General features: G+C 70.5%; 20 protein-coding genes and 1 pseudogene. 15 read left to right on the top strand and 6 right to left on the bottom strand.

Annotated features, from left to right (window positions below; all coding sequences use genetic code 11):
* Positions 1–49: 49 nt before the first annotated feature.
* The 4 genes and pseudogenes from E1218_RS06695 to E1218_RS06680 all read left to right on the top strand — a co-directional run bounded on the left by E1218_RS06695 (position 50) and on the right by E1218_RS06680 (position 2683).
* Positions 50–355: a DUF2530 domain-containing protein gene (locus tag E1218_RS06695; protein ID WP_132317344.1), complete on the top strand. Its 306-nt coding sequence runs from the start codon at positions 50–52 to the stop codon at positions 353–355.
* Positions 356–504: 149 nt separating this feature from the next.
* On the top strand, positions 505–1458 hold the full coding sequence (locus E1218_RS06690) for a cyclase family protein (RefSeq protein ID WP_202865811.1): 954 nt from the start codon (positions 505–507) through the stop codon (positions 1456–1458).
* 27 nt (positions 1459–1485) lie between these two features.
* A pseudogene (locus E1218_RS38110) lies at positions 1486–2114 on the top strand (DinB family protein).
* Positions 2115–2146: 32 nt separating this feature from the next.
* Complete coding sequence (locus tag E1218_RS06680) at positions 2147–2683, top strand: DinB family protein (RefSeq protein ID WP_132317342.1); 537 nt, start codon at positions 2147–2149, stop codon at positions 2681–2683.
* 295 nt (positions 2684–2978) lie between these two features.
* On the opposite strand, the gene E1218_RS06675 is transcribed toward E1218_RS06680, so the two are convergent.
* Positions 2979–3893 carry a DUF3027 domain-containing protein gene (locus E1218_RS06675; protein ID WP_202865810.1) on the bottom strand — a complete coding sequence of 305 codons (915 nt, stop codon included), beginning with the start codon at positions 3891–3893 and terminating at the stop codon, positions 2979–2981.
* Positions 3894–4009: 116 nt separating this feature from the next.
* Between E1218_RS06675 and E1218_RS06670 the strand changes: the two genes are divergently transcribed.
* The gene (locus E1218_RS06670) at positions 4010–5977 is read left to right on the top strand and encodes an MFS transporter (RefSeq protein WP_132317340.1); all 1968 of its coding nucleotides are present in this window, start codon (positions 4010–4012) and stop codon (positions 5975–5977) included.
* Positions 5978–6031: 54 nt separating this feature from the next.
* On the opposite strand, the gene E1218_RS06665 is transcribed toward E1218_RS06670, so the two are convergent.
* Positions 6032–6415 carry a cold-shock protein gene (locus tag E1218_RS06665; RefSeq protein WP_132317338.1) on the bottom strand — a complete coding sequence of 128 codons (384 nt, stop codon included), beginning with the start codon at positions 6413–6415 and terminating at the stop codon, positions 6032–6034.
* Between the two features lie 148 nt (positions 6416–6563).
* Positions 6564–8033, bottom strand: a complete 1470-nt coding sequence (larE, locus tag E1218_RS06660; protein ID WP_132317336.1) for an ATP-dependent sacrificial sulfur transferase LarE — start codon at positions 8031–8033, stop codon at positions 6564–6566.
* Between the two features lie 127 nt (positions 8034–8160).
* Here larE and E1218_RS06655 point away from each other — a divergent pair, with 127 nt between their 5' ends.
* Positions 8161–8754 carry a TetR family transcriptional regulator gene (locus tag E1218_RS06655; protein ID WP_132317334.1) on the top strand — a complete coding sequence of 198 codons (594 nt, stop codon included), beginning with the start codon at positions 8161–8163 and terminating at the stop codon, positions 8752–8754.
* Positions 8751–9698 carry a R2-like ligand-binding oxidase gene (locus E1218_RS06650; RefSeq protein WP_132317332.1) on the top strand — a complete coding sequence of 316 codons (948 nt, stop codon included), beginning with the start codon at positions 8751–8753 and terminating at the stop codon, positions 9696–9698. The genes E1218_RS06655 and E1218_RS06650 overlap by 4 nt, the downstream gene beginning before the upstream one ends.
* Here E1218_RS06650 and E1218_RS06645 read toward each other — a convergent pair.
* Positions 9672–10841, bottom strand: coding sequence for an MFS transporter (locus E1218_RS06645; protein WP_132317330.1), 1170 nt, complete (start codon positions 10839–10841; stop codon positions 9672–9674). The two genes, E1218_RS06650 and E1218_RS06645, sit on opposite strands and share 27 nt — an antisense overlap.
* A gap of 90 nt (positions 10842–10931) precedes the next feature.
* On the opposite strand from E1218_RS06645, the gene E1218_RS06640 reads away from it, so the two are divergent.
* Positions 10932–11819 (top strand): LysR family transcriptional regulator, encoded by an 888-nt coding sequence (locus E1218_RS06640; protein WP_132317328.1) that lies wholly within the window; start codon positions 10932–10934, stop codon positions 11817–11819.
* Here E1218_RS06640 and E1218_RS06635 read toward each other — a convergent pair.
* The gene (locus tag E1218_RS06635; protein ID WP_233712059.1) at positions 11805–12122 is read right to left on the bottom strand and encodes an AMP-binding protein; all 318 of its coding nucleotides are present in this window, start codon (positions 12120–12122) and stop codon (positions 11805–11807) included. The two genes, E1218_RS06640 and E1218_RS06635, sit on opposite strands and share 15 nt — an antisense overlap.
* Positions 12123–12275: 153 nt before the next feature.
* On the opposite strand from E1218_RS06635, the gene E1218_RS06630 reads away from it, so the two are divergent.
* From E1218_RS06630 to E1218_RS06610, 5 genes are all read left to right on the top strand, one after another.
* Entirely contained in the window at positions 12276–13742 is a 1467-nt protein-coding gene (locus E1218_RS06630; RefSeq protein ID WP_132317326.1) for a restriction endonuclease, read from the top strand.
* A gap of 185 nt (positions 13743–13927) precedes the next feature.
* Entirely contained in the window at positions 13928–14545 is a 618-nt protein-coding gene (locus E1218_RS06625) for an SIMPL domain-containing protein (RefSeq protein WP_132317324.1), read from the top strand.
* Positions 14546–14598: 53 nt separating this feature from the next.
* Complete coding sequence (locus tag E1218_RS06620) at positions 14599–15357, top strand: RodZ family helix-turn-helix domain-containing protein (RefSeq protein WP_132317322.1); 759 nt, start codon at positions 14599–14601, stop codon at positions 15355–15357.
* A gap of 168 nt (positions 15358–15525) precedes the next feature.
* Positions 15526–16311: a metallophosphoesterase gene (locus tag E1218_RS06615; protein WP_132317320.1), complete on the top strand. Its 786-nt coding sequence runs from the start codon at positions 15526–15528 to the stop codon at positions 16309–16311.
* A 69-nt stretch (positions 16312–16380) separates the two neighbouring features.
* Positions 16381–16752, top strand: coding sequence for a DUF427 domain-containing protein (locus E1218_RS06610; RefSeq protein ID WP_132317318.1), 372 nt, complete (start codon positions 16381–16383; stop codon positions 16750–16752).
* Here E1218_RS06610 and E1218_RS06605 read toward each other — a convergent pair.
* Positions 16739–17515: an alpha/beta fold hydrolase gene (locus E1218_RS06605; protein ID WP_132317316.1), complete on the bottom strand. Its 777-nt coding sequence runs from the start codon at positions 17513–17515 to the stop codon at positions 16739–16741. The two genes, E1218_RS06610 and E1218_RS06605, sit on opposite strands and share 14 nt — an antisense overlap.
* A 107-nt stretch (positions 17516–17622) precedes the next feature.
* Between E1218_RS06605 and E1218_RS06600 the strand changes: the two genes are divergently transcribed.
* Entirely contained in the window at positions 17623–18405 is a 783-nt protein-coding gene (locus E1218_RS06600; RefSeq protein WP_132317314.1) for a GNAT family N-acetyltransferase, read from the top strand.
* A 14-nt stretch (positions 18406–18419) separates the two neighbouring features.
* The gene (locus tag E1218_RS06595) at positions 18420–20705 is read left to right on the top strand and encodes a helicase C-terminal domain-containing protein (RefSeq protein WP_132317312.1); all 2286 of its coding nucleotides are present in this window, start codon (positions 18420–18422) and stop codon (positions 20703–20705) included.
* Positions 20706–20732: the final 27 nt, after the last annotated feature.

The raw sequence follows: 20732 nt of genomic DNA, 5'->3' as shown, positions 1-20732 counted from the left end.
TTGCGAGCACCAACGGCAAATCGTCCAACTCGGCGGCTAAGGTGGGACCGTGGCAGCCGAGAAGCCCAGCAAGCGCACCGACCCGACCAGCCAACTGGCCCGCGGCGAACTGGTGCACGCCGAGGTCAAGCCACTCGACCTGTCCGGCATCCCCAGCGTCATCACCGGCATCGTCGCCTGGGCGGTCGCGTTCGTCGTCGTCCTGATCTTCCGCGACGAGCTCAAGAAGGACGGCCTCGACTGGTGGCTCTGGGTCACCGTCGCCGGTGCCGGCCTCGGCTTCATCGGCCTCTGGTACTGCCGCCGCCGCTGGTCCGCCATCCAAGCCGGCCACCGCAGCCCCACCGAAGACTGACGCACACCGCCTCCGGCGGGCCGTTGCCCGGAGCCGAGGCGCGCGTTCTCGCCTGGAGCCGTCCGCGCCTGCTGCTGGACCGGTGGTGTGGTGTCATGCGAGTCAGCGGGCTTGTGCTCGAACCGCGTGACGGAGGAGTCGGTGCTGGGATGACGGCGGAGCGGACGATGCCGACGCAGGACGACGTGCTCGGGTACTTCGACACGTTGTCGAACTGGGGGCGGTGGGGCGAGGACGACGAGCTCGGCACGCTGAACCACATCACCGACGACGTCCGGCTGGCAGCGGCGCGGGCCGTGCGCCACGGCAGGAGCGTGTCGTGCGCCTGGGAGGTTGCCGCACCGGGCGACATGGAACGGTCGACGACGACCTGCCCGTGCGCCGCCGACATGCCGGGGGCCGAGCACATGCCGGCGCCGTTCCACAACGACCGGCGCTGGGGGTTCTCGAACGAGCGGCTCGGCATCATGTTCCACGGCAACACGATCACCCACGTCGACTCGCCGTGCCATCTGTACTGGGACGGCCGGATGTACAACGGGCGGTCGCACTCGTTGGTCGACGCCGACACCGGATCGGGTTGGGCGGCCGTCACGGCGGCGGCGAACGGGATCACCACGCGCGGTGTCCTGCTCGACATTGCGGCGGTCCGCGACGTGCCGTGGCTCGAACCAGGACAGGGCGTGTTTCCCGACGATCTCGAGGAGGCCGAGCGTCGCCAGGGCGTCCGGGTGCGATCGGGCGACGCAGTACTCCTGCGGACCGGCTACGGCCGTTTCCGGCACGAGGCCGGTGACGCCGGCGGTATCACGCAGGCCGGCTGGCACGCGTCCTGCCTGCCGTGGCTGCACGAACGGGAGGTCGCGCTGATCGGCGCTGACACCCCTCAGGACGTTCAACCGTCGGGGTACGACGACGTGTTGATGCCGGTCCACGCGGTGAGTCTGGTCGCGATGGGTCTGTGGATGCTCGACAACTGCGACCTGGAGCAGTGCGCGACGACAGCCACCGGGCTCGGCCAGTGGGACTTCCACCTCGCAGTCGCACCAGTCCGCTTCGCCGGCACCTCCGGCAGCCCGGTCAACCCGATCGCCACCTTCTGACGGTCTGCGTCGCGGAACTCAGCTGCGGTGCGCCCAAGCGCTCCCGAGGCGTGGCACGCTGCACCTGTGATCGACGACTTCGCGAAGCATTACCTGCATGATGATCTGAAGTGGATCCGAGGGGTGGTGCTCTCGAAGCTCGACGGGTTGTCGGAGTACGACGTCCGTCGGCCGCTGACCGCCACCGGGACCAACCTGCTCGGGCTGGTGAAGCACCTGTCGGTGTCGGAGGCGCGGTACTTCAGCCAGGTCTTCGACCGCCCCTCGCCCTGGGCGCTCCCGCCGTGGGACAGCGACGCCGCCCGGAGTGAGGACGACATGTGGGGGGCCGCGCACGAGACCCGGGAGGAGATCTCGATCGCTACCGGCTTGCCTGCGACTTCGGCGACGCCACGATCGAGGCGCTCGCAATCGACGCGGCCGGCCATGTGCCGTGGTGGCCGCGGCCTGAGGTGAAGCTGTTCAACGTCGTGGTTCACGTGCTGACCGAAACCAGTCGGCACGCCGGTCACCTCGACATCCTTCGCGAGCAGCTCGACGGGACTGTCGGTGCGGGTGCGGACGGTGCCGTGCTGCACGGAGGCGACTCGGTCTACTGGGCAGCACATCGTGCCAAGGTCGAGGAAGCGGCTCGGGCTGCGTCGCCGACTGGCTGAGCGCGGCCGTAGGCGGTCTTAGACTCCTGAGCATGGCGCTCGATGAGCATGGTCGGCCGGAGACTCCCTTGTCGGCTGGGGAGGTTGAGACTCTGGTCGGGTTCTTGGAGTACCAGCGCGCGACGTTCGCGTGGAGATGCTCGGGGCTGGATGCGGCCGGGCTCGGTGTGAGCGTGGGGGCCTCGACCATGACGTTGGGCGGGATGCTCAAGCACCTGGCGTACTACGAGGACAACTGGTTCTCGTACCGCCTGCGGGGGAACGAGCGGCAGGCGATCTGGGCCGACGAGAACTGGGACGCCGATCCCGACTGGGAGTGGAACTCGGCCGCCCAGGACGCCCCCGAGGAACTACGTGCGCTCTGGCAGGACTCGGTGTCGCGATCACGCGAACTGCTCGCCGAGGCGCTGGCTGACGGCGGCCTGGACCAGCCGGCGGGACGCCAATTGGTCAACGGTCGCACCGCCAGCGTGCGGTGGATCGTGTTCCACATGATCGAGGAGTACGCACGCCACAACGGCCACGCCGACCTCATCCGCGAGTCGATCGACGGCCAGGTCGGCGAGTAACGCCAGGCATGACGGATCTCCGTTTCGGTGAGGACATTTGCGGAGTCGTCTCCGGGGAGTCATGCCCCGGCTCGATGAGAGCTTGCGGCAGCGCCATTCGACGGTGTGCCGGCTGAGGAACATTTGTGTACCGATCTCGACGTTGGTCAGACCGGCGGCGGCGATCCGTGCCGGACCCCGGAGCCAGCGCCGTGATGGCGACGCGGCCGCGAAGGAATACTCCCTCCGCTGTCTGCCGATCGTCCTACAGCCGCGACGAGGTGCCAGCAGGTGCTCGAGTCTGGGAGCTCTCGCCTCAGTCGGCGTCCGTGGCCGGGCCGGACTCCGCCGTGTCCGCGGGCTGGGGCTCGTCCGGGGCCTGGGCGATCTTGCCGGCCGCGGTGTCGGTGACGCCGACCTCGGACTCGACGGCGTCCGCCTCGAGGGCGTCGGCCTTCGCCTGGCCGGCCAGCTCCAGGTTGTCGTAGCCGGTGGTGTCGAAGGCGTGCTCGGTGGCCGGCTGCTCGGGCAGGTCGATGACGGCGTCGGAGTGGGCCCCGCAGCCGTAGTCGTAGGAGACGACGCGTCCCTCACCGGGAGCCATCTCGTTGGTGCACACCCCGAACGCCTGACCGAGGCTGTCGGCCAGACGGATCCAGTAGCCGCACGCGTTGCACTTGTACGGGACGGCCTGCGCGATCGCGGACGACGGGCCGAAGTCTCCGGCGTACCAGCGGTCTGCCGCGTCCGCACGGCCGTACTGCGACAGGACGCGCTCACGGCCGAGGCCGAGCTCCTCGACGACGCTCAGTACGTCGTCCTGAGCGCCGGTGTCGGTGAAGCCGGGCTCGAGGCGCGGGTCGTCCGGGTGCGTCGGGAACAGGTCGCCCGGGCGGAGGTCGCCGGGCTGGACGCGGTCGGACCACGGGACCCACTCGGGCGCGACGATCGCCTCGTCGCCGGGAAGCATGACGACCTCGTTGACGGTGACCGTCTTCGCACGGGAGGCGCGGGTGAGCGTGACCGCCCACCGCCAGCCGCGGTACCCGGGGTGGGTCGAGGCGAAGTAGTGCGTGACCAGGCGCTCGCCCTCGACCAGGTGACCGAGGTGCTCCCCGACCTGCGCGGCGCCGGCCTCGGCGATCGCGGCCTCGCGCGCGGGTTCGATCGCCGCGACGCAGACGGCGTCGGCCTTGGCGCGGACCGGTTCCGGAGCTCTGACGGGAGTCACAATCGCCCATTCTCGCACGCCCGCGGCCGTGATCCGAACGCGCCGTCGGCGCCCGTTGTCCACCGGCGACCGCGCCGTGACTACGGTCTGTCCCCCGCAGGAGGCAGGATGGTTCCATGCAGAGCCCAGACCCTTCGGACCGGAAGGCATCGCCCGGTTCTGCCGGCGCGCCCCCGGCCGGCGCGACGCCTGGTGCCAAGTCCGGCGGACAGCCGGCTGACGGGTCCACGGGGAAGCCTGCCGGCAAGCGGGCCGACGAGCGGATCAGCGGTGCGAAGGAGAAGCTCGGCACGGCGAGCAGGAAGGTCGGGCAAGCGTCCAGGGTCGGTGTCAGCGGGTTCGCCTCCGCGTCGCGGAAGACCGCCCTCGTCGGTGGAAAGGTCGGTCGGGCCACCGGCCGGCGGATCAGTGGACTGACCGGCGCCCAGGGTGCCCGTGAGTCCGGGCTCTCCCGGCTGATCGAGCTCGGCGCGGTCAACGCGGCCGGTGACACCGCGTTCGCCGTGTCGCTGGCCGGCACGGTGTTCTTCGCCGTACCCAGTGAGCAGGCTCGTGACCGGGTGGCGCTGTTCCTCTTGCTGACGATGGCGCCGTTCGCGTTGATGGCGCCGCTGATCGGCCCGATCCTGGACCGGTTCCGCCATGGTCGCCGCTGGGCGATCGGTGCGACGCTCGGCCTGCGGGGGTTCCTCGTCTGGAGCCTCGCCGCGTCGATGACGGGCAGCACTTCGCCGTGGCTGTACCCGGCCGCGCTCGGTTGCCTGGTCGCGTCCAAGGCGTACGGCGTGACCCGGGCGTCCGCCGTACCGCGGCTGCTCCCGAAGGAGATCACCCTCGTCACCGCGAACTCGCGGATCTCACTGGCCGGGGTCGCGGGTGCGACCATCGGCGCGGGCATCGCCGGTGCCTTCGCGGCGATCGGGCCGGAGTGGTCGCTGCGGTGGGCCGCGCTCGTCTACACCGTCGGTCTGGTGCTGGCGATCCGGCTGCCGAGCAGAGTCGACTCGCCGGCCGGCGAGGAGATCACCGGTACGGCGGGACGCGAAGCCCGGCGGCGGGCGATCACGGCGGCGGTCGCGCGCGGGATCCGGTGCAATCTCGGGCTGCGGTTCGTGTCCGGGTTCCTGACCATGTACCTGGCGTTCCTGTTGCGGGACAAGCCGCTCAGCGGGATCGACGGCGCGCTGGCGGCCGGAGCGGTGATCGCGGCGGCCGGGCTCGGCAACAGTCTCGGAACCCTGATCGGATCGTTGCTCAAGGCCCGAAAACCCGAGGCCGTCGTGCTGGTGGTGCTGCTGGCGGACGCGACCGTCGCGATCCTGGTCGCGGTGTTCTACGGGTTCCCGATCCTGATCGCGCTCGGCCTGGTCGCCGGGTTGTGCAGCTCGCTTGGGAAGCTGTCGCTGGACGCGATGATCCAGCGGGACGTCCCGGAGACCGTGCGGACGTCGGTGTTCGCCCGCTCGGAGACGGTGCTGCAGCTGTCCTGGGTGATCGGCGGCGGCTGCGGCATCGTGCTGCCGCTCATCCCCCGGCTCGGCTTCGGCTTCCTCGCCGGTGTGCTCCTGGTCGTCGTCTTCCTCGTCGTCCGGATGAAGCCGTCCTCGATCGCCGGCGTCGGCGGCGTCCGGCCCACCGGCACGGGGGGATCCGGGTCCGTTGGATCCGGTCTGGCCAAGGCCGGCCCGGGAGCATCGGGCACATCTGGTCCTGGTGCCGGAAGTGCAGATCGTCGGCCGGAGACCCGGGCGGGCGACGTGGAGTCCGAGCCGCCCACGAGTACGAGCCGGACGATCCTGACCACGAGCGTCGCCGAGCAGCGGGCCAACCGGGAGAACTCCCAGCGCCAGCACGACGAGCCGACCGTCGAGTGGGCCTCGGACGACCACCGCCCGCCCCGGCCCGCGAGCTCTCAGCAGCCACGGTCCGAGCAGGCGGTCGGGCGATGGTGGAGCGGGCAGCCGGACGAGGACGACGAGGACACCGTCGAGGACCACGCACCGTGGGCCGAGGATCCGACCGTCGAACGCGACCGCGGCGGCGTCTTCAATCCCCGCCGCCGAGGCGGCCACCCGCCCCAATAGTCCAGGACGCGCCCCCGGCACGACGAGCGCCGTACCGGGCGAGCGCCGTACGGGTCAGATGTCGAGCTTGTCGGCGACGCCGCGCAGCACGGTGGCGACCTGGCGGGCGGCCTTGTGGTCGGGGTGGCGGCCGCGGCGGTACCCCTCGCCGAGGTTGTCGAGAAGCTTGATCAGATCCTCGATGACGAGCTGCATCTCCTCCGGCTTCGGCCGCATCGCCTTCGCCACCGACGGCGGCGGGTCGATCAGCCGGACCTGGAGGGCCTGTTCGCCCCGGCGTCCCTCGACGACACCGAACTCGACCTTCTGGCCGGGCTTGAGGTTGGTCACACCCGCCGGCAGGGCGTCGTTGCGGACGTAGACGTCCCCGCCCTCCTCCTTGCTGAGGAAGCCGAACCCCTTCTCGGAGTCATACCACTTGACCTTGCCAACGGGCACGGGAACCCCTCTGTGTCAATCAGGAACAGCGATGTCAATCGTCGGAACAGCACGGGCGGCCCGACTGCTCGATCGGCTACCCAGCGTACGTGAACCGGCGCCGCGGCGCCTCAGGAAAACTATCTGACCGGGCAAGGACTGCGCAGCCCTACCGGTACTTCTCCGGGTCCTTCAACCGTTCGTTCATCGACCCGGAACGGAAGCCGCGCGGATCGACCTGTGCGGCCGGGAAGCCCTCGGCCAGGACCGCGTCGACGAGCGGCTGGTGGTCGACCTGACCCACGAGCCGGGCGTCGATCTCGATGCTCGCGGTGTCACCGACGTCGCGGACCCGGACGTTCTCGACGCCGTACGGCGTGAGCAGTGCGCGAACCGCCTGTTCGGCCCGGTCGACGCGGGCGAGCAGGTTCGGCGTGATCCGGATGCCGTAGGCGATCCGGCTGGACAGGCAGGCGGCCGCCGGCTTGTCCGAGGTCTCGAGGCCCCAGCTCCGGGAGGCTTCGCGGATCTGGGCCTTGGTCAGCCGGGCGTCCTTCAGCGGCGTGATCGCGCCGCGCTCGAACGCGGCCCGGATCCCCGGCCGGAAGCCGGCGACCGCGTCGTCGGCGTTCGTCCCGGTCGCGATCGCGGTGATCCCGAACTCGTCCGCGATCGGCTGCAGCGTCTCGACCAGCTCGGCCTTGCAGAAGTAGCACCGGTCGCCGGCGTTGGCCTGGTACCCCTCGCGGTCCATCTCGTGTGTGTGCGGAGTGACGTGCCGTACGCCGATGCCGTCGGCGAACCGCGCGGCCGGCTCCAGCTCGGCCACCGGGAGGCTCGGCGAGACGGCGGTCGCCGCGATCACGTTGGCCGGGCCGATCGCCCGCGCCGCGGCCGCCAGCAGGAACGCCGAGTCGGCGCCGCCGCTGAACGCGACGACCATGTTCTGGTAGCTCGACAGCCGCCGCACCAACGCTTCCAGCCGCTGCTCGAGCACGTAGGCGTCCAGCCAGGCCGGGAACTCGGTCAGGTCGTTCAGTACGACGTCGGCTCCGTACGCACGCAGTTCGTCGGCGGTGAACGGACCGGTGGCGACCGACACCGCGACCGCCCCGGCGGCCCGGGCGCCGTCGATGTCGGCGGTGTGGTCGCCGACGTAGATCGTGGCCTGGTGCTCGCGCAGGGCGATGCCCTTCTCGGCACCGTGCAGGTCACCGACCGGCTCGTCGACGTCCAGGCCGAGGTGCTCCAGGTGCAGCATCACCGAAGGGGTGTACTTCGCCGACACCACCATCGTCCGGCCGCGCAACGCCCGGACGGCGGCCAGCGACTCGGCCACACCGGGCAGCGGCTGGCTTCCGGTGATCGCGTGCGACGGGTAGTGCTCGCGGTAGCGGAAGACCATCGCGTCGACCTGCTCCGGCGGGAACCAGTTCGCCATCTCCCAGGTCAGCGGCGGCCCGAGCCGGCTGACGACCAGGTCGGTGTCGATCGGCACGCCGGTCTCGGCGGCGAGCAGGTCCCAGACGGCCTGGATCCCCGGCCGGGAGTCGATGAGCGTCATGTCCAGGTCGAAGCCGACCACGAGTTCCGGCACGTCGAAGGTGGCGGCAGCGGGCTGGATCTCGGCGGTTGACACGTCCCAACCCTACGTGCTCCCGCTCGGCGGTTCTGCTGGTATCCCGAAACCGCCCGGTTCACTTGACACTTTTGTGGTTTCTGTCCGACTACTTGACAATCAAACGCAATATGTAAAACTCTCGACCATGGACTCGTTCGCTGACCGGACCAAGCGCCGACTGCGCGACGAACTGCTGGACAACGCCTACGACGCGATCGTGGCGGGCGGGTACGACGGCCTGCGGATGAACGACGTGGCCCGCCGGACCGGCGTCTCCCGGCAGACCGTCTACAACGAGTTCGGCGACAAGTGGGGGGTGCTGCAGGCGGTCGCGAACCGCGAGACCGAACGGTTCCTGCTGGACGTGAACGCGGCGCTCGCCGAGCACGCCGACCCGATCGACGGCCTGCGGGCCGCGGTCGAGCGGGCGCTCGCACTGGCCGGGGACAACCCGCTGGTGAAGGCGGCGCTCGGCCAGCCGGGATCGGACCAGGCCAGCCAGCTGCTGACCACGCGGGGGCAGCAGGTGCTGGAGGTGGCCCACCTGCGGCTGGGTGAGCACGTCAGGGAGCACTGGCCGGAGGTTCCACCGGAGGACGCGACCAGTTGCGTCGACGTCGCCTTGCGCGTCGTCCTCAGCCACATCGTCACCCCGGGTCCTCCCCCGGCGACGGTGGCGGCGCAGCTGGCTCGCGTCCTCAACCCGTTTCTGTCCCAGTCCAGGAGGCAGCACCGATGAACCAACTGCACAGGCAAGGTTTCAGCTCGCTGCGGTCCGGCGGCCTCAACTGGGAGTCGTTGCCGCTGCGGTTGTTCGACAAGGGCAACCGGAAGTTCTGGAATCCGCGCGACATCGACTTCAGCCAGGACGCGAAGGACTGGCAGGAGCTCAGCGACAACGACAAGGACAACGCGTTGATGCTCTGCTCCCAGTTCATCGCCGGCGAGGAAGCCGTGACCGAGGACCTGCAGCCGTTCCTGCAGGCGATGGCGGCCGAGGGCCGGTTCGGCGACGAGATGTACCTGACCCAGTTCTGCTTCGAGGAGGCCAAGCACACCGCGGTCTTCCGCCTCTGGCTGGACGCGATCGGCGTCACCGAGGACCTGCACCGCTACGTCGAGGACAACCCGGGCTACCGCGCGATCTTCTACGAGGCCCTGCCGGTCGCGCTCAGGTCGCTCGCCGACGACCCGTCGCCGGCCAACCAGGTCCGCGCGAGTGTCACCTACAACCACGTGGTGGAAGGGACTCTGGCCCTGACCGGCTACCACGCCTGGAACCTGCTGTGCACGTCGCGCGGCGTCCTCCCCGGTATGCAGGAGCTCATCCGCCGCATCGGTGACGACGAACGCCGGCACATGGCCTGGGGCACCTTCACCTGCCGCCGCCACGTCGCCGCCGACGCGTCGAACTGGAAGGTCGTCACGGACACGATGGAGGAACTCCTCCCGCACGCGCTGACCCAGATCCAGTGGGCGATGGACAACTCCCCCGAACTTCCGCCGGAGATCAACCCGACCGTACTGATGACGTACGCCGGTGACCGGGCGACCCGGCGCCTCGGCGCGATCGAGTCGGCGGTCGGCGCGGACGTGGCCGGGATCGACCTCGACTACTCGCCGGAGAAGCTCGAGGACGACTTCGGCGACGAGGATTCAGCCGCGCTGGCGGCGGTTCGCTAGTACGACGACCAGTGCGGTCGTCGCCAGCACAGCCGGAAGCCAGGTGACCGTCGTCGTACCGAGGTGGTCGGCGACCTGGCCGCCGGTGAAGGCGCCCAGTGCGATCGAGCCGTTGTACACGCCGACGAGCACAGCGGACGATGCTTCCGGCGCTGTGGGTGCCGCTGCGTGTCCCCAGGCCTGCGTGCTCACGCTCGTACCGCCGTAGGCGAGACCCCAGACCAGCAACAGGACGAGCGCTCCGGTCAGCGTCGTGCCCAGGAACGGCATCACCAGGCTCGCGGTCGCGATCCCGCCCGCGATCAAGGTCATGGCGCGGGCCGGACGCATCGACCCGGTGAGAAAGTTGCCGAGGACGCCGGCCACGCCGTACGCGAGGAGCAGACTGCCGATCAGCGCGGGGCTGATCCCGGCGAGCTTTTCCAGCAACGGACGGACGTAGGTGTACGCCGAGAAGTGGCCGGTGACAACCAAGGCGACCAGGACCAGGCCGACGCGGACCTGCTTGATGCGCAGGACGGCGAGAACGTCTCCGATCCGGACGGCCTGCGCCGCGGGGAGTGCCGGAAGCAGGAAGGCCAAGGCGACGGCCAGTGCCAGGGAGAGCACGCCGACGGCTGCGAAAGCCCAGCGCCAGCCGATCAGCTCGCCGGCGTAGGCACCGGCCGGAATCCCCAGCACAGAAGCGATTCCGATCCCGCTGAAGATGAGTGAGGTCGCCGGACCGACGGCGTGCGGCGGGACGATCCGCGGCGCCAGGCCGACGGTGAGCAGCCAGACGCCACCGAGTGAGATCCCCATCAGCATCCTGGCGACGGCCAGCACGCCGAAGCCGGGAGCGACGGCCGCGAGCAGCCCGGCCGCACCCAGGAGCGCCATCAGACCGACCAGGACCGTGCGGCGGTCGAGCTTGCCGAGTACGAGCGGGAGGACAGGAGCCGCGAGCGCCGAGACCACGCCGGTCACCGTCAGGGTAAGGCCTGCCGTTCCCTCGCTGACGTGCAACGCGGAACCGATCGGCGTCAGCAGGCCGACCGGCATCAGTTCGGCGGTCACCACGGTGAACACGGTCGCCGCCATCGCCACGGGGGCGGCCCAGCCCTGAGTCCTGGGCGCCACCTGGTCGGCGCAGATCGTCGTCATACGTCAAGGCTTCGGCAGCGTGGGGGTGCGGAACAACGGCGATGTGGTCATGCTTGTATTAGCTGAGCTAATCGATCGGGAGGTCGTTGGGTGGGTGTCGAGATCCGCGAACTGGAGTGCTTCCTCGTACTCGCCGACGAGTTGCACTTCGGCCGTACGGCGGAACGCCTCTACCTGTCGCAGAGTCGCGTCAGCCAGTTGCTGCAGTCGCTGGAACGGCGGATCGGCGGGCCGTTGTTCGACCGGACCAGCCGCCGGGTCGCGCTCACGCCGCTCGGCAAGGAGTTCCTGACGTCGCTGCGCCCGGCGTACGCCGCACTGGAACGTGTGGTGGAGAACGCGCGCGACTACGCGAACTGCGTGCGGGGCAAGCTCCGGATCGGCTTCCAGGGCTCGGCGAACGACGACGTTCTGAACGCGGTGGCGGTCTTCCAGTCGCACAACCCGAACTGCTTGATCGACGTCGCCGAGTTGCCGCTGAACGACCCGTTCGGCGCACTGCGGCGCGGTCACGTCGACGCTGCCGTCGTCCTGCTGCCGGTGGCCGAGGACGACCTCGTCCTGGGGCCGGTGTTCTCGCGTCAGCAGCAGACCTTGACGGTTTGCACCAGCCACCGGCTCGCCGGACGGGCCGCCATCGACGCCGAGGATCTCGCCGGCGAGGTCCTGATCGCGGTCGCCGGGCCCGCGCCCAGTTACTGGCGCCAGGCGCAGGCGCCCACGCAGACCCCGGCCGGGGCACTGATCCACCGCGGTCCCGAGGTCCACACCCTGCAGGAAGGCCTGTCCCTGATCGTCGCCGGGCGCGGCGGCATGCTGGTCTGCCGTCCCACCGCCGAGAACCACCGCCGCACCGACATCGTCACCATCCCCGTCACCGGCCTCCCCGACTCAGCCCTCGGCCTGGTCTGGCGCCGCGGCGAGGACACCCCGTCCCTGCAGGCCTTCGCCGCCCACCTGAGGTCACAGGCCGAGTAGGGGTTGATTCACCAGGATCGCGCCGATCGTCGCGGCCGCGTACTGCGTGATCGTCCACTCGGCGCAGTCGGGGGCCCAGATGCCGACCCGGTCGCCTTTCCCGATCCCGCGCGCCAGCAGGCCGCGCGCGACCACGTCGACGTCCGCGCCGAACTCGTCGTACGTCCAGCGCCGCCCGGTCTGGACCTCCACGAGCGCGTCCCGATCGCCGAACCGGCCGACCGTGCGGCTGAGATTGGCCCCGATGGTCTCGCCCAGCAACGGAACCTCGGACATCCCGGACGCGTAGCAAGGCAGGCTCATACCGGCCATCGTCACCTCGCCACCGCCCCACGGCAACCGCACGCGAGGCAGGAAACAGGCGGTGGACGGCAAGCAATGTCCTTACCAACTCTCCGTCATTTTCGTCGCTGAGCGTGGTGGGTCGGTTACAGTGAACGGGAGAGGTGTGAGGCGATGGCCCGTTCCCCCGAAGATCAGGCCCGCAGCGATCAGCCGCCGAGGCGTTCCGCGGAGGCCGCCCAGCGAACCGCTGCGGTGGTGGAGCGTGTCCGGGCCCTGGGCAACGTGCTCGCCGACGCGCTCGCGGTCGAGGTCTGCGGCACCGATCTGCAGACCCTCAAACGGGCCGGCCGGCGGGCGCCGCCGACGGTGTCACCGGCCGATCTCGAGCCGCATCCCGGCCCGGTCTGGGCGGCGTTCGTGCCGCACCCGCCGGGTCGCTTCCGCTGGTGGGGCGCCGAACGGCGGTACGCCCGCCGGCTGGCCGCGGCCGAGGACCGGTTCGCGGAGGCGATCGAGCGGCACCGGGCGTTCGAGGAGAACCGCCGCGAACGCGTCGCCCGGGCACTCCGCGACCAGGCCGAGCAGCAGCGCCGGCTCGACGAGGCGACCGCGCAACAGCACGCCCGGATCGACGCGTATCAAAGGGCCGTCGAGGGACGCGACCGGGCCGCGGTCAGCAAGTACTTCCAGAAGTCGCTCGACCGGGTGGCCGAGCCGCTCGACTTCCCGCGCCGGCGCCGGGTCGGGTACGTACCGGAGTCGACCCTGCTGGCCGTCGAATGGGAGCTGCCAGGTGTGGACGTCGTACCGCGGGAGGCGTCGTACGTCTACGACCGTTCGCAGGACGTGGTGACCGCGGTGCCGCGACCGTCGCAAGAGGTGCGGCTGATGTACCAGCAACTCGTGGCCCAGTTGGCGTTGCGGGCGTTGCACCTGGTGTTCGGCAGTGACCGGTACGGCGTGGTGGACACGGTGGTGTTCAACGGGATGGTCGAGGCGGTGGATCTCCCGACCGGGCGGACCGTACGGCCGTGCCTGATCACGTTGCGGGCGACCCGCGAGCAGTTCCAGACGCTCGTCCTCGACCAGCTCGACCCGGTCGCGTGTGTGCGGCACTACTTCTCCGCCGAGGTGTCCCGGCACCCGGACGAGTTGCAGCCGGTGGAGCCTGTGCTGGAGTTCGACCTCACGGATCCGCGGACGATCGAGCCGGTCGACGTACTCAGTGAGATCGACCGCCGGCCGAACCTGCTCGACCTGAGCCCGGAGTCCTTCGAGCACCTGGTGCAGAACCTGCTCACCCGGATGGGCCTGGAGACCCGGGTCTTCCGCCGCAGCCACGACGGCGGGATCGACTGCGTCGCGTACGACCCGCGGCCGATCACCGGCGGGAAGTTCGTCGTCCAGGCCAAGCTCTGGACCCGCACCGTCCCGCCGTCCGCCGTCCGCGACCTCTTCGGCACCGTCGTCGACGCCGGTGCCACCAAAGGCATCCTCATCACCACCAGCGGCTTCGGCCCGTCCAGCTACCAGTTCGCCACCGGCAAACCCCTCCAACTCATCGACGGCACCGTCCTCCTGTCCCTCTGCCACCACCACGACATCCCAGCCCGAATTCACCCTCGCCGTGCCAGCTAGCCGAGCGAGCCTCGCAGGTCTGGATCTCGGTGCCGGCGGGGTCTCGCCGGCAGGGGTGGACAGCCCGAGTTCGGTGGAGTGGTTCAGCAGCTCCTCTGCGGTGCGGCCTGCGGCGGCCAGCTGACGAACCGCCCGACGCCGGCTGATCGGTCCCGGTTGGCCGGAGGAAGTGTCAGACTCCAGGTATGGACACCGGGGTGAGCGTTGTCGGGTCGGGACAGGTGAGTGCGCCGCCGGACGTACTGCGGGTGTCGTTCAGCGTCGAGCATGTCGCGCCGGACGTGGCGGCCGCGGTCGCGCAGGTGGGCGAACGAACCGACGCCGTGGTCGCCGCGCTGCGCGGCCAGGGCATCGACGCCGGGGCGATCGCGACCAGCACCGTGAGCGTCTACCAGGAGTACCGCGAGCACGGGCGGTCGCCGGGCTACCGCGGCTCCCACCAGCTGACCGCGACCACGAAGGACCTGACCGGGTTCGGGCGCCTGCTGAACGCGGCAGTGGATGCCGGGGGTAACAGCCTCAACCTGCAGGCGCTCGAGTTCGACATCGCGGACAAGACCGAACTGCTCAGCCGGGCCCGCGAGCTCGCGTTCCGCCAGGCCCGCGCGAAGGCGGAGGAACTGGCCGGTCTGGCCGGCTACTCCCTCGGCTCGGTCACCTCGATCTCCGAGTCGCACGGCCACTTCCCGATCCGTGAGCAGGCGGTCCCGCTGGCGAAGGGGGCCTTCGACTCACAGCTCGAGATCACGCCTGGCGATCAGAATGTTCACGTTTCCCTCGAGGTCCATTTCTCCTGGGCGTGATTGCGGTCTAGTGAGGTACTCTCCCTTATCGTCCGGATTCTGGGGGGTTTCTGATGCCGCACCGACCTCTGACCGCTGCTGTCCTGTCCGTCGGCCTGGCCATCTGCCTGACCGCGTGCGGCGACTCGTCCGGCGGCGCCGCGCCGACGCCGTCGGCCACACCGACCCCAGCGCCGACCGCGAGCAGCAGTACGCCGTCCGTCGTCCCGACGACTCCGGCGGCACCGGCGCCGGTGCCGCGGACCGAAGCGACGCTGACGAAGGCGTTGCTGGCACTGGAGGACCTGCCGGCCGGGTTCGCGATCGATTCCGAGGCCCAAGGTGACGACGACGGGACGGCGTTGTCGTCGCCGGACGCCAAGTGCGCCAAGCTCGTCCGGTACTTCAACGCCGACTCGACTCCGGGGTCCAAGCTCGGTGTCAGCCGGGGCTTCTCCGGCGGCCAGGACGGGCCGTTCGTCGGCGAGACCCTCGAGGCGATGCCGTCGGCGCGGGCGACGACGGCGTACCTCGCCGCGGTCAAGGCGGCGGTGAAGGCCTGTCCCAAGGCGAAGCTGACGATCGAGGGCGCCGGGAGTTCGACGGTCGCGGTCACCGAGGTCCGCGCGCCGGAGGCGGGCACCACGCCGGTCGCGGTCCGGTTCTCCGCCGCGAGCGGGCCGCTGGCAGGACTCGAGGTGACGTTCGCCTTCGCCGCGCTGGGTGACGTGCTGCTGACGATGGACTTCGACACCTCGGACATCGAGGAGCCGGTCCTGGACGCCTACGCGAAGGCGAGCAAGGTGCTGGGCACCTCGACGACCGGCGCCTAAGGGTTGCACCGCCGGCGGCGCCGCACAGACTGGTCCGATCAACCGGGTCGCGGCGCGTCATGGGTGACTTCACCGACCTCTGGGCGACTACCCTCGCCGCATGCCTGGTAGTGACCGCGGTCTCGGTGCTCACCGTCGTCCTGATCGTCCTCACCGTGCGGGGATGACGTGACCACGGTCTACGCGGTGAGCGACGTCCACGGGCATCCGGAGAAGCTCCGGGCGTCCCTACAGCAGGCCGGGCTGGCCGATGCCGCCGGCAACTGGGCCGGCCAGGACACCCGGTTGTGGTTCCTCGGCGACTTCTTCGACCGCGGCCCGGACGGGATCGGTGCCCTGCGGATGGTCCGCGAGCTGATCGGCCAGGCACCGGACGGGGACATCCGGGTGCTGCTCGGCAACCACGAGATCCTCGCGCTCGGGATGCACAAGTTCGGCGACACCTTCGTCCCGCACGACGGCATCACCACCCGCAGCTTCGAGCGGTCCTGGGTGCTGAACGGCGGCCAGGACCGCGACCAGGAGTTGCTCACCGACGAGGAGGTCCGGTGGCTGCTCGACCAGCCGGTGCTCGGGCTGGACGCGGGACACCTGCTGATGCACTCCGACACCGCGGAGTACGTCGAGTGGGGGGACTCGATCGACCAGATCAACGCCGCGGCGCACGCCGAGCTGCACAGTGACGACATCGTGGTCTGGTGGGAGGTCTGGCGGCGGATGACGTCGCGGTACGCGTTCCGCGGCCCGAGCGGCCCCGAGATCGCCCGGATCATGCTGCGGCACCTCGGCGGTCACCGGATCGTGCACGGCCACAGCATCGTCGCCGACCAACTCGGCATCCTCCCGGAGAACCTGACCGGACCGCACCTGTACGCAGACGACCTCGCCCTCGGCATCGACGGCGGCGCCTTCGACGGCGGCCCCTGCCTGGTGGTGGAGCTCGTACCGCTCTGACGGGAATGCCGCCGTCCGCTCCCGGGTTGTTGAAAAGTCGACGGTGAACCACGCCCTTGGGAGACGTTGATGGCGGAGCAGAAGATTCCTGGCCCGGACCACCCGATCACGGTGGCGAAGAATCCCGACCGGGTGGTGGTGAGGGCCGGTGACCAGGTGATCGCGGACACCCGGGACGCACTGTCGCTGCAGGAGGCGAGCTACCCCGCGGTCCAGTACATCCCGCGCGCCGACGTCGACCTGACGCTGCTCGAGCGCACCGACCACCACACCTACTGCCCCTACAAGGGCGACGCGTCGTACTACAGCGTCCTGCCCGCCGGCCCGCCCGGAGTGAACGCGGTCTGGACGTACGAGCAGCCGTACGACGCGGTCGCCGACATCCGGGAGCACGTCGCCTTCTACCCGGACAAGGTGTCGATCGAGATCATCGCCGACTGAGCAGGAACTCCCGCAGGACCGGCGCGAGGATCCCCGGCGGGACGACGTGATCCTGGTCGGGCAGCTCCGCCAGGACCGCGGCCGGCAGCTCCTTCGCGATCCGGTGGGCCGAGTCGACCATGAACGGCGGCGAGGCGGTCCCGGCGACGACGAGGGTCTGCTGGGTGATCCGCGCGAGCAGGTCGACCGGGACCCGGCCACCCGGCGACGCGTGGTCCATCACGGCGAAGTCGTAGGCGAGGGTGTGCGCGAGCCGGACGACGGCGGGGTCGGCCGCCGTCTCCAGTGCTGCCTCCTTCGGCATCCCTGCGAGCATCAGGAACAACTCGACGGCCTCACGCCGCCGACCCGCACCGATCAGCCTGATCACCTCGGCGCCCTCGTCCTCGGTGTCGGCGTCGTCCGGTCCGTACGGCGGTTCGTGCAGCACGACCTGCGTGACCGGCAGACCCGTACCGGCGGCGGCCGCGGCCAGGGCCGCGCCGGACGAGTGGCCGTACACCGCCGCCGTACCGCCGACGGCCGTGAGCAGCGCGCCGATGTCGTCCACCTCGCGCTGGACGGAGTACGTCGTACTGTCGCCGCTGTCGCCACGGCCACGTCGGTCGTACGTGACCACGTCGAAGTCGGCGGCCAGTTCGTCGGCCAGCGGCCGCAGCGCACCGCGGTCGCAGAGCGCGCCCGCGACCAGGATGAGCCGTGGTCCGCTGCCGAGGCGTTCGTACGCGATCGTCGTACCGTCCTCCGAAGTCACCTTGTGCATGTGTGTTCCTTTCACGTCGTTGCTGACGATCGGAACGTCGGAGCCGGCCGGCGGTCCTCGACATAATCCATGGCGCCGCCTCCGCCAGGGGTGATTCACTGCCCGCGATGATCACCAGAGTCGACGACTACCTCCACGCGGTTCCGCTCTCCGGGGCGGTGGCCGAGCAGGTCGGTCCATTCACCCTGTTCCGTAGTACGACAGTCTGGCCGTACTACGCCCGTCCGGTGCCGGGCTCCGGGGCGACGATCGACCCGGTCGACATCGAGGCGGTCCGGGCACGCTGCCAGGAGCTGGAGATCCCACTGAGCTTCGAGTGGGTGGTCGAGACCTGCCCGTCGCTCGGTCCCGCGGCGGCCGCGGCTCGTCTGTCGGTGGTCGAGCATCCGCTGCTGGTCCTCGAGCGGGACGACTTCCGCCCGGCGTCGGCCGCGGCCCGGTGCGAGATCCTGCCGCCGGACGGCGCCGTACTGCGCCAGGCCCGGGCGGTCGCGTCGCTCGCGTTCGCCGACCTGGGGACGGCGGTCGGCGAGGCGGGCCCGGAGGACCGCGACGCTAAGGCGGCCGAGATCTCCGACGACCTGGTCGACGGGCTCGTGGATCGTGCCCGCCGCGGCGTCACCGTGTCAGCCGGCGCGTTCACCGACCACGCCATGGTCGCCAGCGGTGCGCACCAGCCCGTCGGCGCGACCACCGAGATCGTCGGCGTCGGCACTCTGCCGTCGATGCGCCGTCGCGGCCTGGCCGCCGCGGTCACCAGCGTCCTGGCCGAGCACGCCTTCGCCAACGGGGTCGACCTCATCCTCCTCTCCGCCGAGTCCAAACCCGTCGCCGCCGTCTACGAGCGTCTCGGCTTCCGCCGCATCGCCACTGCCGGCGCCGCGGAGTAGGTACCGTTGGAGGGATGAGCACAACCGAGTCGAGTCGCCCGCGGACCCTCGCTGAGGCGCTGCGTACGTGGGACGACGCCGCGCTCGGTCGGCTGCTCCAGCGGCGGCCGGATCTGGCGGTGCCGATTCCGGCGGACACCAGCCAGTTGGCGGCCCGGGCGACGACCAACGCTTCGGCCGCGCGGGCGATCAACCGGTTGGACGAGTTCGGTGTCGACCTGCTGGAGTCGCTGTCGGCACTGCCGGAGCCGGTCGAGCTGTCGGCGCTGGCGGCCGGCGTCGACCAGTCGGTCGAGGTGGTCCGGCCGCGTGTTGCCGAGCTGCTCGAACTGGCTCTCGTCTGGGGCACCGAGGACGATCTCCGGCCGATCCGCGCGGTCCACGAGCTGCTCGGCCCGACACCCGCCGGGCTCGGTCCGGTCACCACCAGGCACTTCGGCGACCTGGACAAGCTGATCGAGGAGGCCGGTCCGGACGCGCGTGCGGTGCTCGACAAGCTGACCTGGGGTCCGCCGACCGGTTCGGTCGAGAAGGCGGAGCGACCGGTGACGATAGCGACCGCGCGGACGCCGGTCGAGCGGCTGCTCGCTCGCGGCCTCGTCGTACCGAAGGACGCGAACACCGTCGTGCTGCCGCGGCAGATCGGGCTGCACCTGCGGGGTGGCCGGGTGCTCGCGTCGACCCGGCCGGTTCCGCCGCCGTTGGACGGCAAGAAGGTATCGGCGGCGATCGCCGACCGGGCAGCGGCCGGCGCGGCGCTCGACCTCGTCCGTCAGGTCGACCGTGCGCTGGAGCAACTGGGCACCGAGCCGCCTCCGGTACTGCGTACTGGCGGCATCGGTGTGCGCGACCTGCGCAGCCTGGCCGGGAAGATCGGTGTGGAAGAGCCGACGGCCGCCGCGGTCCTGGAGATCGCGTACGCCGCCGGACTCGTCGCGGCCGTCGAGGTCGGCACGAGCGAGTTCTGGTTGCCCACGAGCTCGTACGACGACTGGCTCGAGCAGGATCTCGCACACCGATGGGCGCAGCTCGTGATGGCCTGGTTCACCGGTCTGCGGGCGATCGGCCTGATCGGCCGGCGCGACAGCGGTGGCGCGACGGCTACAGCCCGCGAGCGACTCGTCAACGCGCTCGCCCCGGACCTGGAGCGGCTGCTGGCCCCAGAGGTCCGAGTGCTGACGCTGCAAGCCCTGGCCGAGGCAGGAGCCGGGACGGCAGCCGCCACGGAGTCCGTGGTCACCTGGGTCGCCTGGCACCGGCCGCGACGCGGTGGGCAGTTCCGCGACGAGCTGGTCGAGTGGACGATCACCGAGGCAGCCCTACTCGGTCTGACCGGGCTGGGCGCGCTGGCAGCGCACGCTCGACCGCTCATGGAGACGGAGCCGACAGCCGATGACCTGGCCGCGGCGATCAGCGCCCTGGTCCCCGAGCCGGTGTCCGAAGTGCTTCTCCAGGCTGACCTCACCGCGATCGCGCCGGGCCCGCTGGTCCGTGCGGTCCAGGACGAACTGACCGCCATGGCCGATGTGGAGTCCCACGGCGGCGCCGGCGTCTACAGGTTCAGCGAGAGCTCGGTACGGCGAGCCTTCGACCTCGGCCGGACCGCGGACCAGTTGCACAAGTGGCTGGCCGAGCACTCGCGGACACCGGTTCCCCAGCCGCTGATGTACCTGATCGACGACGTTGCCCGGCGGCACGGTGTACTGCGGCTCGGTACGGCGTCGACGTACCTGCGCTGTGACGACGAGGACGTGCTCACCCACCTGCTCAGCTCGAATCTGCCGGGCATCCGGTTCCGGCGGCTCGCTCCGACGGTCGTGGTCTCGCCGTCGCCGCCGGACACGGTGCTGAGCCGGCTGCGCGAGGCCGGTCTGGCCCCGCTCGCGGAGACGTTCGACGGCGTCGTGCACGTGACGACCGCGGCGACGCGCCGAGGTGAGACGCCACGACGCCGTACCAGCCGTGACTTCGTGGACAGCCCGCTCGACCTCACCGACGAGCAGGTGAAGGCCGTGATCGAGAAGGTCCGGGCGGGCGACCGGATCGCGGCCGAGCGACCGGCCGACGAGAATCTGGTCGAGCCCACCGCTCCGGCCGAGATCATGAGCGTGCTGGCGAACGCCGCCGAGGCGCACACCCGCGCCTGGATCTCGTACGTCGACCACAACGGCACCGCCTCCGAACGCATCGTCGAGCCGGTCCGGGTGGCCGACGGCTGGCTGACGGCCTACGACGATGGCGCCGACCAGCCCCGGACCTACGCCCTGCACCGCATCTCCACCGCCCGGCCCGTCAGTTGACCGCTGAGGCACAATGGAAGGTCGGAC

Origin of the sequence: Kribbella turkmenica (assembly GCF_004348725.1) — a bacterium.
Classification (GTDB): domain Bacteria; phylum Actinomycetota; class Actinomycetes; order Propionibacteriales; family Kribbellaceae; genus Kribbella; species Kribbella turkmenica.
This window is presented reverse-complemented; position numbering and strand designations above follow the sequence as displayed.

Coding starts and splice junctions, on each gene's coding strand:
- E1218_RS06690 (WP_202865811.1), top strand. CDS start 505: ATGACGGCGGAGCGGACGATGCCGACGCAGGACGACGTGCTCGGGTAC.
- E1218_RS06680 (WP_132317342.1), top strand. CDS start 2,147: ATGGCGCTCGATGAGCATGGTCGGCCGGAGACTCCCTTGTCGGCTGGG.
- E1218_RS06670 (WP_132317340.1), top strand. CDS start 4,010: ATGCAGAGCCCAGACCCTTCGGACCGGAAGGCATCGCCCGGTTCTGCC.
- E1218_RS06655 (WP_132317334.1), top strand. CDS start 8,161: ATGGACTCGTTCGCTGACCGGACCAAGCGCCGACTGCGCGACGAACTG.
- E1218_RS06650 (WP_132317332.1), top strand. CDS start 8,751: ATGAACCAACTGCACAGGCAAGGTTTCAGCTCGCTGCGGTCCGGCGGC.
- E1218_RS06645 (WP_132317330.1), bottom strand. CDS start 10,841: ATGACGACGATCTGCGCCGACCAGGTGGCGCCCAGGACTCAGGGCTGG.
- E1218_RS06635 (WP_233712059.1), bottom strand. CDS start 12,122: ATGAGCCTGCCTTGCTACGCGTCCGGGATGTCCGAGGTTCCGTTGCTG.
- E1218_RS06630 (WP_132317326.1), top strand. CDS start 12,276: ATGGCCCGTTCCCCCGAAGATCAGGCCCGCAGCGATCAGCCGCCGAGG.
- E1218_RS06625 (WP_132317324.1), top strand. CDS start 13,928: ATGGACACCGGGGTGAGCGTTGTCGGGTCGGGACAGGTGAGTGCGCCG.
- E1218_RS06620 (WP_132317322.1), top strand. CDS start 14,599: ATGCCGCACCGACCTCTGACCGCTGCTGTCCTGTCCGTCGGCCTGGCC.
- E1218_RS06610 (WP_132317318.1), top strand. CDS start 16,381: ATGGCGGAGCAGAAGATTCCTGGCCCGGACCACCCGATCACGGTGGCG.
- E1218_RS06605 (WP_132317316.1), bottom strand. CDS start 17,515: ATGCACAAGGTGACTTCGGAGGACGGTACGACGATCGCGTACGAACGC.
- E1218_RS06600 (WP_132317314.1), top strand. CDS start 17,623: ATGATCACCAGAGTCGACGACTACCTCCACGCGGTTCCGCTCTCCGGG.
- E1218_RS06595 (WP_132317312.1), top strand. CDS start 18,420: ATGAGCACAACCGAGTCGAGTCGCCCGCGGACCCTCGCTGAGGCGCTG.